The 12,436-nt window shown below is 71.3% G+C and carries 14 protein-coding genes and 1 tRNA gene; 5 read left to right on the top strand and 10 right to left on the bottom strand.

The window, feature by feature from the left end:
• Positions 1–10: 10 nt before the first annotated feature.
• The 3 genes from EDF51_RS13500 to EDF51_RS19960 all read right to left on the bottom strand — a co-directional run bounded on the left by EDF51_RS13500 (position 11) and on the right by EDF51_RS19960 (position 2,647).
• A complete protein-coding gene (locus tag EDF51_RS13500; RefSeq protein WP_123936833.1) occupies positions 11–1,468 on the bottom strand; it encodes an SPFH domain-containing protein in 1,458 nt (485 codons plus the stop codon).
• A gap of 143 nt (positions 1,469–1,611) precedes the next feature.
• Positions 1,612–2,439, bottom strand: a complete 828-nt coding sequence (nadE, locus tag EDF51_RS13495) for an ammonia-dependent NAD(+) synthetase (protein ID WP_131877437.1) — start codon at positions 2,437–2,439, stop codon at positions 1,612–1,614.
• Between the two features lie 40 nt (positions 2,440–2,479).
• Entirely contained in the window at positions 2,480–2,647 is a 168-nt protein-coding gene (locus EDF51_RS19960; protein WP_159570252.1) for a hypothetical protein, read from the bottom strand.
• 410 nt (positions 2,648–3,057) lie between these two features.
• Here EDF51_RS19960 and EDF51_RS13490 point away from each other — a divergent pair, with 410 nt between their 5' ends.
• On the top strand, positions 3,058–3,495 hold the full coding sequence (locus EDF51_RS13490) for a MarR family transcriptional regulator (protein WP_123340836.1): 438 nt from the start codon (positions 3,058–3,060) through the stop codon (positions 3,493–3,495).
• Between the two features lie 117 nt (positions 3,496–3,612).
• On the top strand, positions 3,613–5,052 hold the full coding sequence (locus EDF51_RS13485) for an MATE family efflux transporter (RefSeq protein ID WP_123936834.1): 1,440 nt from the start codon (positions 3,613–3,615) through the stop codon (positions 5,050–5,052).
• A gap of 233 nt (positions 5,053–5,285) precedes the next feature.
• On the opposite strand, the gene EDF51_RS13480 is transcribed toward EDF51_RS13485, so the two are convergent.
• Both EDF51_RS13480 and EDF51_RS19955 read right to left on the bottom strand, forming a co-directional pair.
• On the bottom strand, positions 5,286–5,891 hold the full coding sequence (locus EDF51_RS13480) for a copper resistance CopC family protein (protein WP_131877439.1): 606 nt from the start codon (positions 5,889–5,891) through the stop codon (positions 5,286–5,288).
• Positions 5,892–5,932: 41 nt separating this feature from the next.
• Complete coding sequence (locus EDF51_RS19955) at positions 5,933–6,100, bottom strand: hypothetical protein (protein WP_159570266.1); 168 nt, start codon at positions 6,098–6,100, stop codon at positions 5,933–5,935.
• A gap of 213 nt (positions 6,101–6,313) precedes the next feature.
• On the opposite strand from EDF51_RS19955, the gene EDF51_RS13475 reads away from it, so the two are divergent.
• A complete protein-coding gene (locus tag EDF51_RS13475; RefSeq protein WP_131877441.1) occupies positions 6,314–7,045 on the top strand; it encodes an alpha/beta hydrolase in 732 nt (243 codons plus the stop codon).
• A gap of 109 nt (positions 7,046–7,154) precedes the next feature.
• Here EDF51_RS13475 and argG read toward each other — a convergent pair whose 3' ends face one another.
• Positions 7,155–8,597 (bottom strand): argininosuccinate synthase, encoded by a 1,443-nt coding sequence (gene argG / locus EDF51_RS13470; protein WP_131877443.1) that lies wholly within the window; start codon positions 8,595–8,597, stop codon positions 7,155–7,157.
• A 110-nt stretch (positions 8,598–8,707) separates the two neighbouring features.
• Here argG and EDF51_RS13465 point away from each other — a divergent pair, with 110 nt between their 5' ends.
• Both EDF51_RS13465 and EDF51_RS13460 read left to right on the top strand, forming a co-directional pair.
• Positions 8,708–9,262, top strand: a complete 555-nt coding sequence (locus tag EDF51_RS13465; RefSeq protein ID WP_123293323.1) for an RNA polymerase sigma factor — start codon at positions 8,708–8,710, stop codon at positions 9,260–9,262.
• A complete protein-coding gene (locus EDF51_RS13460; RefSeq protein ID WP_131877445.1) occupies positions 9,259–10,137 on the top strand; it encodes a hypothetical protein in 879 nt (292 codons plus the stop codon). Before EDF51_RS13465 ends, EDF51_RS13460 begins: the two co-directional genes overlap by 4 nt.
• Before the next feature lie 20 nt (positions 10,138–10,157).
• Here EDF51_RS13460 and EDF51_RS13455 read toward each other — a convergent pair.
• The 4 genes from EDF51_RS13455 to EDF51_RS13440 all read right to left on the bottom strand — a co-directional run bounded on the left by EDF51_RS13455 (position 10,158) and on the right by EDF51_RS13440 (position 12,432).
• Positions 10,158–10,229: transfer RNA gene (locus EDF51_RS13455), tRNA-Arg, on the bottom strand.
• Positions 10,230–10,242: 13 nt separating this feature from the next.
• Complete coding sequence (locus tag EDF51_RS13450; RefSeq protein ID WP_131877447.1) at positions 10,243–11,346, bottom strand: epoxide hydrolase family protein; 1,104 nt, start codon at positions 11,344–11,346, stop codon at positions 10,243–10,245.
• Positions 11,347–11,407: 61 nt separating this feature from the next.
• Positions 11,408–12,082: a cation transporter gene (locus EDF51_RS13445; RefSeq protein ID WP_131877449.1), complete on the bottom strand. Its 675-nt coding sequence runs from the start codon at positions 12,080–12,082 to the stop codon at positions 11,408–11,410.
• Positions 12,079–12,432, bottom strand: a complete 354-nt coding sequence (locus tag EDF51_RS13440) for a metalloregulator ArsR/SmtB family transcription factor (protein WP_131877451.1) — start codon at positions 12,430–12,432, stop codon at positions 12,079–12,081. Before EDF51_RS13440 ends, EDF51_RS13445 begins: the two co-directional genes overlap by 4 nt.
• Between the last annotated feature and the right edge of the window lie 4 nt (positions 12,433–12,436).

Raw genomic sequence — 12,436 nt, 5'->3', positions numbered from 1 at the left:
CCGCTGAGGACTACTCGGTCGGCTCCGCGACAGCGGTGGACTGCTCACGCACGACGGCCCGAGCGGCAGCCTGCCCCGTCGTCGAACTCTTGACGATGTCACTCAGGGTGAACCCGGCGGTCGTCCCGAGCAGGGCGTCGACCTCGCTGAACTGGCTCACGATGCTCTTCGACAGGGCGCCGGCGCCGTCGGAGGACACCACGGTCAGCTTGTCGATGTTGCCCATCGGCGCCGCGAGCTCGCGGGCGATGCTCGGCAGGGTCTCGATGGCCTTGACGCGCAGGACGGCCTCGGAGTGCTGTGCGAGCGCGTCGGCCTGGGCCTTCGTGGCGTCCGCCTCGGCCTGACCCTTGGCGCGGATCGCGTCGGCCGCTGCCTCACCTTCGGCACGGGAGGCGTCGGCGGCGAGCTTGCGCGCCTCGGACTCGGCCTTCGCCTCGGCGGCGATCGCTTCGGCGGAGATCCGACGGGCCTCGGCCTGGGCGCGGGCCGTCTCGACCTGGGCACCGGCGGCCGCCTCGGCCTCGACGCGGGTCTTGCGCGCCTGCGCCTCGGCGACGGCGGAGACCTCGGACTCGAGCTCGGCACGGCGCAGCTCGGCACGCTTCTGCGCGGTGATCTGCTCCTGCTCGACGACGCCCTGCGCCGCACGGGCCTGGGCGAGCGGACCAGCGGCTGCGGCCTCGGCCGATGCCCGGTCGGCGTCGAGCTGCAGTGCGGCGCGGCGGATCGCCAGGGTGTTCTCGGCTTCGGCGATGGCCTGGTCGGCGGTGGCACGGGCTTCTCGCGCTTCGCGGTCGGCCTGCGCCTCGGCGTTCTCCGCCTCGAGCCGGACGCGGGCGCGCTCGGCACGACCGAGGTCGCTGATGTACTCGTTGCGGTCCGAGATGCCCTTGATCTCGAAGGAGTCGACGTCGAGCCCCTGGCTGTGCAGGGCCTCCTTCGCCACGTCGAGCACCGCGACGGTGAGCTGGTCGCGGTTGCGGATGATCGTGGACACGTCGGTCGCACCGATCGACGCACGGAGCGATCCCGACAGGACCTCGCGCGCGAAGTCGTCGATCTTCTTCTCCTGCCCGAGGAACCGCTGCGCGGCCGCCCGGATCGAGGCGTCGGTCTCGCCGACCTTGACCAGCGCGACCGCTTCGACGTCGATCGTCACGCCGCGGGAGTCCTGCGCGTTGACGTTGATGTCGATCGCCCGGGAGCTGAGCGAGAGCTTCGCGACCTTCTCGAAGAACGGTCGGACGAGGACGCCGGCGCCGAGCACGACCTTGATGCCGGACTCGACGGTCTCGGTGCCGTCGTCGTTCTTGACCTTGCGCGAGCGCTTGCCGGTGATGATGAGCGCTTCGTCGGCGCCGGCGTTGCGGTACACGACCTTCGCGTAGATCAGTGCGATCACGGCGAGGACGATGATCCCCACGATGATCAGCGGGATGGCTCCGAGTGCGAACAGGACTTCCATGACTCCCCCTCCGGACCAGGCGCCAGCCTGGATTCCGCATCTGTTGTTCCGTCGGCTCCCATCCTAGGAGATCGCGCGGACGGACAGGAGGCGCGGTGCAGGATCACCTGCAGCGCGCCTCCTGTCGATGGTCGCGTCTGCGCCTACGCGCCCGCACGCCACCAGTCGTCGAACGGCGTCGCCGGCACCTGGCGCTTGTGCTCGGTCGCGCGGTACCGCGACTCGATCGCCTCGGCGACCTCGAACGGCACGTCGTGCCCCTGCAGGTAGGCGTCGATCTCGGCGTAGGACAGCCCGAGGTTCGCTTCGTCGGTCTGGCCGGGCGTCTCGTCGAGCAGGTCCGCGGTGGGGGCCTTCTCGTACAGGCGGGCGGGCGCTCCGAGGTGCTCGAGCAGCTGCCGCCCCTGGCTCTTCGACAGGCCGGTGAGCGGCGTCAGGTCGACCCCGCCGTCGCCGTACTTCGTGAAGAAGCCGGTGACCGCCTCGGCAGCGTGGTCGGTCCCGACGACGAGCAGTCCGCGCTGGCCGGCGACGGCGTACTGGGCGACCATGCGCATCCGGGCCTTGACGTTGCCCTTCACGAAGTCGCTCAGCTCGACGCCCGAGGCAGCGGTGTCGAGCATGACGCCGTCGACGCCGTGCTCGATGTTGACGGTGATGCCCGGGTCGGCTGCGATGAACTGCAGGGCGAGCTGGGCGTCGTCCTCGTCGGCCTGCACGCGGTACGGCATGCGGACGGTCGTGAACTCGGCGGGGTGGCCCTCGGCGCGGAGGGACTCGACCGCGAGCTGGGTCAGGCGCCCGGCGAGCGTGGAGTCCTGGCCGCCGCTGATCGCGAGCAGGAACCCCTTCGCGCCGGTCGTGAGCAGGTAGTCACGGAGGAACCCGACACGGCGGGCGATCTCCTGCTCCGGCTCGATGGTCGGCTGGACGTTGAGGTCCGCGGCGATGGCGGCTTGGAGTTCACGCACCACCCCAGTATCCCGCTGCACCCGCCGGAGTGCACAGCGTTCAGCGGACGGGTTCTGCGTGCACCGGCCGGATCGTGTTGTCGTGGTCGACGCCGATCGCGCAGGTGCAGACGACGCCGAGCGTCTCGGCGCTCTGCGTCAGTCGGAACCGCTCGACGTGCGGCGGGCCGACTCGACGGTCGAGCGGGTGGGTGTCGTGATCGTGCACGGTGGTCCTCACTGACTCGTGGTGGTGCGGATGTCCGGTGCGGTGGCGGTCCGAACCGCCACCGCACCGGAGGGCCCGAGGCGACCCGAACGCCGCGGCCCCGTGGAGACGCACGCCGGTACCCGCCGGCGCGCGTCGGAGTTCATGGACGCCGGCGGCGTCGCGCTCGGAGCGCAGTGCGAGTCATGGGTCCCTTTCCCGGGCGGAGGTCCGCCGCTGCTGATCCGTCCCCCGGCGGTTCGACGGGAGACCCGAACGGTCCGGTACCGGACCGAGGACGACGGCTGGTGAGGCCGTCTTCCTGTGCAAGCTACCAGCGCCACACCCCGAGGCCATACCCCCGTTCCGGGGCCGAGCCACGGGTCGGACCCTCGTTGACAGTTAGAGATCAAACAGTTAGAGTTCTGATCATGCAGGCACCGGATCTCACCACCCCGCTCGAACTCATGCGGTGGATCGGATGGGCACAACGCAAGGCGGCTGACGAGTGGGTCCGTGATCGGGACCTCACCCGCGAGCAGAGCTTCGTGCTCGGGTACCTGCAGCAGAACCCCGGGGCGATCCAACGCGACATCGCCGAGATCACCCGGACCAGCGCGGCCAGCGTCTCGAGCCTCCTGCAGGGCCTCGAGCGGCGCGGCCTCGTCGAACGGCGACCCGACGCCACGAACGGTCGGACGAAGACGGTGCACGCCACCCCGGCGGGCATCGACCTCATCGCCGGCTTCACCGACGCGATGGTCGCCCTCGACGACACCCTGCTCGCACCACTCGACACGGACGAACGCGCCACCCTGCGGCACCTGCTGCAGAAGGTGACCGCGGAGCTCGCACCGCCGACGCGGTAGCGCCGCCCCGGCACCGACGTCACCGGCGCGCTCGACGCGCCACGGGCCTCCCGGCCCCACCCCCCGCACGCGACGGCATCCCGTCGCGCCCTCAGCCCTGCCCACGAGGAGGCAGTCATGACCACCACCACCCCCGAGAACACCGCCGCGGCCACCAACCGCTGGTACCTCTCCGCCGCCCCGATCGCCCGGGCCCTCGTGCACCTGTGTGTGCCGATGGCCGCTGCGATGGTCGTCAGCGCCCTGTACAACGTCATCAACGCCGGCTTCATCGGCTCGCAGCACGACACGTCACTGCTCGCCGCGATCACCTTCGGCACCCCGCTGCTCGGCATCGTCATGGCCGTCGGCGGCGTGTTCGGCGTCGGCGGCAGTGCCCTGATGTCCCGTCTGCTCGGCGCCTCGGAGCACGACCCCGCCAAGGCGCAGGACATCAAGCACGTCGCCTCGTTCGCGCTGTGGGGAGCCGTCGTCACCGGTGCGGTCCTCGCCGTCGTCGGGCTCGTGCTCCTGCGCCCCCTGGTCGCCGTGCTCGGTGCCGACGCAGCAGCTGTCCCCGCCACGAGCGAGTACGTCGCCGTGATGCTCGCGTTCGTCCCGGTGCTCGCCTCGTCGTTCGCCCTCGAGCAGATCGTCCGCTCCGAGGGTGCTGCACGCCAGGCGATGATCGGCCTGGTCCTGTCGACCATCGGGAACCTGGTGTTCGACGTGCTCTTCATCCTCGTGCTGCACTGGGGCGTCGGCGGCGCAGCGCTGGCGGTCGGACTCGCGAACGTCGTGTCGATCGCCTACTGGGTGACCTGGCTGCAGCGGAACAGCGAGAACGTCAGCTTCGCGCCGAAGTGGTTCACGCTCCGTGCCGACATCCTGAAGCCCGTCTTCGGCATCGGCGTCGGCGAACTGCTGCAGTCCGCCTTCCTGATCGTCACGACGCTCGTGCTCAACAACCTCGCCGCCGCCTACGGCGACGACCCGCTCGCCGCCATGGGCGTCGCGGTCCGCATCGCGCAGGTGCCGGAGTTCCTGGTGATGGGCGTCACGATCGGCGTACTGCCCCTGCTCGCCTACGCGTTCGGCAAGGGCGACGCCGCACGTCTCCGGGCCGCCCTGCGCGGAGCCGCCTTCACGGTCGGCGCGATCGTCCTCGTGTTCTCCGGCGCGGTCTTCACCTTCCGCGAGCAGGTGTTCACGATCTTCTCCGGCGACCACTCGGTCCTCGCGATCGGCCTGACGATCCTGACGGCGCAGCTCGTCGCCGCCATCGTGAACGGGTTCACGGGGTTGCTCACCTCGCTGTTCCAGGCGACCGGCATGGTGCTGCCCGCGATGGTGCTGTCGCTGGCGCAGGGCGTGCTGTTCATCCCGATCGTCATCGTCGGCAACCTGTGGTTCGGACTCGCCGGGATCATCTGGGCGCTGACCGTCACCGAGGTCATCGTGTTCGTCGCCGCGGTGGTGCTGTGGCTGGCGTCGCGCGGGAAGATCGCGCGCGGCCTGGCCGCCGGCAGCGAGGAGCGGGCGGACGCCGCACTCGAGGAGGCGCCCGCCGCCGCGTAGCGCGGTGCGCGGTGCGGTGCGGCGCGCTCGCATGGTGAGCAGAAGAGGTCGGGTCCCGTTCCAGGACCCGACCTCTTCTGCTCACCAAGCGGGGGTGAACGTGGCCAGCGTCTGACGGGAGGCCCGTGGCGGCCGGGTGGCGGGCCTCCCGTCCGGCGCGTGGCCGGGTGGCAGGCACGGCGCATGGTGCGCAGGAATGGTCGCGTGGCGCTCGGCCACCCGACCATTCCTGCTCACGAAGTGCGTCGGGTGCGGCGCAGGAGGAGCACGACGACGGCCCCGGCTGCGAGGACCGTGCCGGCGCCGAGCGCGACCCAGACGCCCGGGGCGATGCCGGGCGCCGAGTCGGGCGCGCCGTCGGATGCCCCGGTGGCGGTCGCCGTCGACGTCGGAGTGGGGGTGACGGGGTCCGACGTGGGCACCGTCGTCGCCGGAGTCGTCGCGGATGGTGCCGCGACCGCGGCCCGGTACTCGAACCCGTACGAGCCGTCGATCGGGTGGCCGTCCGGCGACACGTACCGCCAGAGCACCGTGTACGCGCCGTTCTCGAGGTCGACGGCCTTGCCCATCGTCATGCCGGAGACGGTCACCTCGCCCGTCGACACGTCGGTGCCGTCGGCGTCGGTGACCTGGATCCGCAGTCCGGCGTCGAGACCCGCGAGCGGTGCCTCACTGAACGTCAGGTCGACCCGGTCGAGCGGTTCGGTGACGACCGCGCCGTCAGCGGGCGAGCTGCCGATGAGCGCCGAGTGCGCCGAGGCCGGTTGAACCCCGACGAGCGCCAGGAGCCCTCCGATGACGATCGCGAGGGAAGCTGCCGTCGTTCGTCCTGTCCGCATGCACAGACTCTACAAGCCGTAGAGCAGCGGACCGGGACGGATCAGATCTGCTCGCCGAGGAAGTCGGCGTAGGACGGCTCGCGCCGTGCGTCACCCGTGCTGGTGGAAGCGTGACCGGTTCCTTCGAGGCGCTCGGCCACGAGGGCTTCGAGGTCCTCCGGCGACCGGAGGCCGTGGCGGTGCCAATCGTGCTGCATCCTGGCGGTCATGACGACCAGCCCTTCGTCGAGATGATGCGCATCTCGGATTCGTCCGGATCGACCCGCTGTGCCAGACCCCACATCTGTGAGGAGCATCGTGACGACGGGTCCCTGATGACCGATCCAGTTCCTCCACGGTAGGGGTTGCGTCCGACGCCGTCGAGCGCGGTGCGCTTCTCGGCCGATCGCACGCCGCCGCCCGGATCGCCGTAGCGTCGGGGCATGGAGATCCTGTTCATCCACGGCGCCCTGGTCCGCGACGGTGCCTGGTGGTGGCAGCCCACCGCCGACCTGCTGCACAGTCGCACCGGAACCCGCGGCCGCACCGGCATCCGCAGCCGAGCGGTCTCGTTGCCGTCCTGCGGCGAGGGGCAGTCGGGACACCCCGACGGTGGGCTCGCCGAGGACGCAGCCGCCCTGCGCGCCGCCCTCGACGACAGCGACGGGGCGATCGTCGTCGGGCACTCCTACGGCGGCACCGTCATCGCCGAGGCCGGACGGCACGGCGCCGTCGCTCACCTGCTGTACGTGTCCTCGTACCTGCCCGACGTCGGCTCCGCGCAGGCCGGCATCATGGCCGACGAGCCGGTCCCCGTGTCGATCGGCCCGGCCGGTGAAGGAGTCCTCGCCGTCGCCGGGTACGACGCTGGGTCCTTCGGTGCCCGCTTCCTGCAGGACGCCGACACGAGCACCCAGCAGGCCGCCTGGGACCGGGTGACCGCCCAGTCGGCGGGGGCGTTCGTGACGCCGACGACGGCAGCAGGGTGGCAGGACGTCGACTCGACTTATCTCGTCTGTACCGAGGACCGCAGCACCACCGTGGGGCTGCAGCGCGCGCACGCGGCGCGGGCGACGCGGAGCGTCGACGTGCCGACCGGGCACCACCCGTTCATCACGCGGCCCGACCTGGTCGTCGAGCAACTGGAGCTGCTGCTCGGAGGCGCCGCGGCCTGAGCCGGGGCAAGACGACGGACGGGAGGTGCGGTGCCAGCTGGCACCGCGCCTCCCGTCCGTCGGGTCCGTGCCATCAGGGCACGTGACCAGTCGCGTGGTCTCGCTCTGGTCAGTCGGTGCCGGAGTCGAAGGCTGCGCCCTCGGAGGCGAGGTCCGTCCGGCGTCCGAGTGCGTCCTCGGCGTCCGAGGCGATGACGGCGCCACCGAGGATCTCCTCGGACTCGCCCGCCTCGAGCTCGCCGACGAGCTCGGCCGTCGCACCGCCGATGAGACCGGCGGCCGCGTACTGCTCGAGCCTTGAGCGGGAGTCCGCGATGTCGAGGTTGCGCATCGTCAGCTGACCGATGCGGTCGTCCGGACCGAAGGCGGCGTCGCCGACCCGCTCCATCGAGAGCTTGTCGGGGTGGTACGACAGCGCCGGACCCGTGGTGTCGAGGATCGTGTAGTCGTCGCCGCGGCGCAGGCGCAACGTGACCTCGCCGGTGACGGCCGAGGCGACCCAGCGCTGCAGGGACTCGCGGAGCATGAGCGACTGCGGGTCGAGCCAGCGGCCCTCGTACATCAGGCGCCCGAGGCGGCGGCCCTCGTTGTGGTACGACGCCACGGTGTCCTCGTTGTGGATCGCGTTGAGCAGCCGCTCGTACGCGATGTGCAGCAGGGCCATGCCCGGTGCCTCGTAGATGCCGCGGCTCTTCGCCTCGATGATGCGGTTCTCGATCTGGTCGGACGCGCCGAGGCCGTGTCGACCGCCGATCGCGTTCGCCTCGTAGACGAGTGCGACGGCGTCCGTGTACTCCTGGCCGTTGATCGCGACGGGGCGTCCGGCCTCGAAGCGGATGCTGACGACCTCGGTGGCGACCTCGACGTCGTCACGCCAGGCGGCGACGCCCATGATCGGCTCGACGATGTCCAGGCCGCTGGAGAGCTCTTCGAGGCTCTTCGCCTCGTGCGTGGCACCCCAGATGTTGGCGTCGGTCGAGTACGCCTTCTCGGTGGAGTCGCGGTACGGGAAGCCGCGGGCGACGAGCCACTCGCTCATCTCCTTGCGGCCGCCGAGCTCCTCGACGAACTCGGAGTCCAGCCACGGCTTGTAGACGCGCAGACGCGGGTTCGCCATCAGGCCGTAGCGGTAGAACCGCTCGATGTCGTTGCCCTTGTAGGTGGAGCCGTCGCCCCAGATGTCGACGCCGTCCTCCTTCATCGCGCGGACGAGCATCGTGCCCGTCACCGCACGACCGAGGGGCGTCGTGTTGAAGTACGTCTTGCCGCCGGAACGGATGTGGAACGCACCAGTCTGCAGGGCGACGAGGCCCTCCTCCACCAGGGCGCTCTTCGCGTCGACCAGGCGGGCGATCTCGGCACCGTACTCGTGCGCGCGGCTCGGGACGGCGTCGATGTCCGGCTCGTCGTACTGACCGATGTCAGCCGTGTACGTGCAGGGGATCGCCCCCTTCTCGCGCATCCAGGCAACGGCGCAGGAGGTGTCGAGACCCCCTGAGAACGCGATGCCGACTCGTTCGCCGACGGGGAGACTGCTCAGGACCTTGGACACGGGGTCAATCGTACGGGGAGACCGGGGCACACTACCGTCCAGCGCGACGGTTGTGGAGAACTCGTCCCGCGAACCGGGAACCGATCCGCTGCGCCCGGACAATACAGGGCATGAACCAGATCACGGGGGACCGAGCGGACTGGGCGCTGGGCATCGCCGGCGACGGCCGAGCGGTCGGACGCGTCTTCGACCGCCACGCCCCACGCCTGCGCCGGCACGCCGTCGGCCTCGTCCCCACACCGGCCGACGCCGACGACGTCGTGGCCATCGCGTTCCTCGAGGCCTGGCGGAAGCGCGAACGCGTCCGCTTCGTCGACGACTCCATGCTGCCCTGGCTGCTCGTCACGGCGACGAACACCGCGCACAACCTGACCCGCGCCACCCGCCGTCACCGGCTCTTCCTCGGGAGGTTCCCGGTCGACGACCCCGCTCCCGACCCCGCAGAGTCGTTCACCGACGCCGAAGCGGTCGCAGCATTGCGCGGGCTCCCGATCGCAGACCAGCGGGTCCTCACTCTCTGCGTGCTCGAAGGCCTCGGCGAACGCGAAGCGGCCGCAGCCCTCGGGGTCGCACCGGGCACCGTGAAGTCCCGGCTCCACCGGGCGAAGGCACGACTCCAGCAGCAGTACTCGACGTCAGCGGAACCCCTCGGAGGCACACTGTGAACGACCACATCTCCCCTCGTCTCGCCGCGATGCGCGACGCCCTCGTCGCCGACGTCGACGCAACGGCCCACCCCGCGCGTCCGCGGCGACGACGACCCACTCGCGGCACGGTCGCCGCGGTCGTGACGGCCTTCGCCGTCGGCGCCGGACTCACCGGAGGGATCACGGCTGCGGCGCTCCCCGGCGCCACCGCGGACGCCGCACGCGAGGATCTGCTCGCGACGACGACCCGCTACGGGACGGTCGAGGTCAACCACGCATCGATGCTCGGCTCCCCCGCGTTCACCGTCACCCACGGCGACGCCTCGTTCTCCCTCGGCGCTCGGCCGGAGGGAGCCGACCGGGTGACGCTCACGTGGGAGTGTCTCGACCCCGGCACCTTCACGGTCGAGGTCGGCGGGACGACCGTCGCCGACGCCGTCGCGTGCACGCCGGGTTCCATGCCGCGATGGAGCCTCTCCCCGCTGACCGGATCCGGAGCGGCCGCCGTGTCGGTCTCCGGTGGCGGCGGTGCCCGCTACGCCGTGTGGGCGTCGTGGGCCCGGTCGGCACGGATCGCGCAGCCCTCGCCCCAGCAGCAGGCTGCGATCGCCGACGGGACCATCACCCTGGCCGAGTACACCGCCGCCTTCGACCGGCTCGCGGCCTGCATGGCGCAGGCAGGGCACCCGATCGGCGACGTGGCGCCGTCGTGGTACGCCGACGGCTTGTGGTCGAGCACGGGCCCCGGCGCCGGCCCGTGGTACATCTGGTCGACGCCGACCGAAGCCGTCGACGTCCTCGACACGCAGTGCGCACCGCGCGAGTTCGAGCAGGTCGACACTATTTGGCAGGGCGAGCACCCGATCCCGGAGGACCCGCCGGCCGCGGGGTGATCCGCGGCGCCCGGCTTCGGTGCCCCTGGAGGGACTCGAACCCCCAACCGTTTCCTTAGGACGGAACTGCTCTTCCATTGAGCTACAGAGGCTGGCCCGTCCACTCTAGCGGCGGAACGGCTCCAGGAAGGTCGTCAGCTCGTCGACGTACAGCGCCGGTTGCTCGAACGGCGCGAAGTGCCCGCCGCGCGGCATCATCCGGTACGACACCAGGTTCGTCGTGCGCTCGAGCCACGCCCGCGGCGGCTCCACCAGGTCGCCGGGGAACAGCGAGAAACCGGAGGGCACCTCGACCCGTCGGGCCGACTGCTCCGGCGGGATGGCGGCGTTCGCGTGGTACATCCGCATCGCCGAGCCGATCGTGCCGGTGGCCCAGTACTCGGTCAGGAGTGCGAGCACCTCGTCCTGTGTGTACACGGACCACAGGTCACCGTCGCAGTCGCTCCACGACCGCAGTTTCTCGACGATCCACGCGGCGAGCCCGGCGGGTGAGTCGTTCAGGCCGACCGCGACGGTCTGCGGCTTGGTGCGGTGCATCATCGCGTAGGCACCCTCGGCGTCGCGCCACCGGGCGGTCGCGGCGACGAACCCGCGTTCCTCCGGCGACAACGTGTCGAGGTCGATGCCGGGCCAGGCCAGCCCGCCGTCGATGCGGTGCACGGCGACCACCCGGTCGGCGTGGTCGAGCGCGAGGTAGCGGGCGACGTGGGTCCCGATGTCCCCGCCAGCGACGGCGAACCGTCCGTAGCCGAGCTCGGTCATCAGCTCGGCCCACATGCCGGCGACCGCGCGGGCGTCGATCGGCTGCGGCGGGGCGTCGGAGAACCCGTACCCGGGCATGTCCGGCACGATCACGTCGAAGCCGGCCTCGACGAGCATCGGCAGGACCTTGCGGTACCGCCACCCGGAGTCCGGCCAGCCGTGCGCGAGCAGGAGCGGCAGCGCGTCGGGCGTGCCCGCTCGGGCGTGCAGCACGTGGATCCCGGTGCCGTCGATCGTCAGCCGTCGGCTGGGCAGTGCGGCGAGCTCCGCTCGGTGCGCGTCGAAGTCGAAGCCGTCGGCCCAGTACTCGATGAGCGACCGGAGCTCGTCGACGTCCGCCCCGAGGGACCAGCCAGCGCCGGCGGGTGCGTCCGGCCAGCGCGTGGCCCGCAGTCGCGCGCGGAGGTCCTCGATGGTCGCGTCGTCGATCTGCGGTGTCTCGCCCATGCCCGCGACGCTACTCAGCGGGACCGACACGTGGACGGCGGTCACCGCCCCCGAGCCCGCGTCAGCAGCAGTCGCAGGCGTCGGCCGCGCGCTCGCCGGTCAGGGCGGCGACCGGCTGCTTGCACGCGTCGCCGCGCCAGGCCTCGAGCCCCTCGCGCACCGCGAACACGACGACCACCAGGCCGGCCACCGGATCAGCCCACGACCACCCGAACAGTGTGTTCAGGAGCAGCCCGACCAGCACCGCGGCGGACAGGTAGCTGCACACCAGGGTCTGCTTGGAGTCCGCGATCGCCGACGCCGAACCGAGTTCCTTGCCGGTCCGCCGTTCGACCAGGCTGAGGAACGGCATCACGGCCAGGCTGACCGCCGCCAGCACGATACCGACGGTGCTGTGCTCCGGCTCGCGCACCCCGGTCAGGGTCAGCACCGCGTCGACGCTGACGTACAGCGCCAGTGCGAAGAACGACACCGCGATGACCTTGAGCGCGACGCGCTCCCGCGCCTCGGGGTCCGGCCCGGCGAACTGCCACGCGACCGCCGCGGCGGACAGGACCTCGACGACGGAGTCGAGTCCGAAGCCGATCAGGGCGGTCGACGATGCCACCGAACCGGCGGCGATCGCGATGACCGCCTCGATGACGTTGTACGTGATCGTCGCGGCGACGATCCACCGGATCCGTCGCTGCAGCACCCGTCGACGATCGGGCACGACCGGAGCCATCACCCCGGTCATGCGCCGGGTCCGCAGCAGAGCGGGACGTCGCAGTCCTCGTCGGTGCACGCCTCACCGTCGTCGCTGGCGAGCACGACCTCGAGGAGCGAGCGGATCGCAGCCCCGAGGTGCGGGTCGGCGATCTCGTAGCGGGTGGAGCGCCCCTCGGGCACCGCGACGACGATGCCGCATCCGCGCAGGCAGGCGAGGTGGTTCGAGACGTTCGAGCGGGTGAGCCCCAGGTCGGTCGCGAGCCGGCCCGGGTAGACCGGCGCTTCGAGCATCTCGAGCAGAATCCGGGAGCGCGTCCGATCCGCCATCGCCCGGCCGAGCCGGTGCATGACGTCGAGCCGCGGGGCTATGGTCAGCATGCGC

The organism is Curtobacterium sp. PhB25 (assembly GCF_004365375.1).
Classification (GTDB): Bacteria; Actinomycetota; Actinomycetes; order Actinomycetales; family Microbacteriaceae; genus Curtobacterium.
This window is presented reverse-complemented; position numbering and strand designations above follow the sequence as displayed.

What these genes read in the sequence shown, in the direction of transcription:
- EDF51_RS13480 (WP_131877439.1), bottom strand. Translation starts at nt 5,891, where the DNA reads ATGCGGACAGGACGAACGACGGCAGCTTCCCTCGCGATCGTCATCGGA.
- EDF51_RS13490 (WP_123340836.1), top strand. Translation starts at nt 3,058, where the DNA reads ATGCAGGCACCGGATCTCACCACCCCGCTCGAACTCATGCGGTGGATC.
- EDF51_RS13500 (WP_123936833.1), bottom strand. Translation starts at nt 1,468, where the DNA reads ATGGAAGTCCTGTTCGCACTCGGAGCCATCCCGCTGATCATCGTGGGG.
- EDF51_RS13485 (WP_123936834.1), top strand. Translation starts at nt 3,613, where the DNA reads ATGACCACCACCACCCCCGAGAACACCGCCGCGGCCACCAACCGCTGG.
- EDF51_RS19955 (WP_159570266.1), bottom strand. Translation starts at nt 6,100, where the DNA reads ATGACCGCCAGGATGCAGCACGATTGGCACCGCCACGGCCTCCGGTCG.
- EDF51_RS13440 (WP_131877451.1), bottom strand. Translation starts at nt 12,432, where the DNA reads ATGCTGACCATAGCCCCGCGGCTCGACGTCATGCACCGGCTCGGCCGG.
- EDF51_RS13475 (WP_131877441.1), top strand. Translation starts at nt 6,314, where the DNA reads ATGGAGATCCTGTTCATCCACGGCGCCCTGGTCCGCGACGGTGCCTGG.
- EDF51_RS13465 (WP_123293323.1), top strand. Translation starts at nt 8,708, where the DNA reads ATGAACCAGATCACGGGGGACCGAGCGGACTGGGCGCTGGGCATCGCC.
- EDF51_RS13450 (WP_131877447.1), bottom strand. Translation starts at nt 11,346, where the DNA reads ATGGGCGAGACACCGCAGATCGACGACGCGACCATCGAGGACCTCCGC.
- EDF51_RS13445 (WP_131877449.1), bottom strand. Translation starts at nt 12,082, where the DNA reads ATGACCGGGGTGATGGCTCCGGTCGTGCCCGATCGTCGACGGGTGCTG.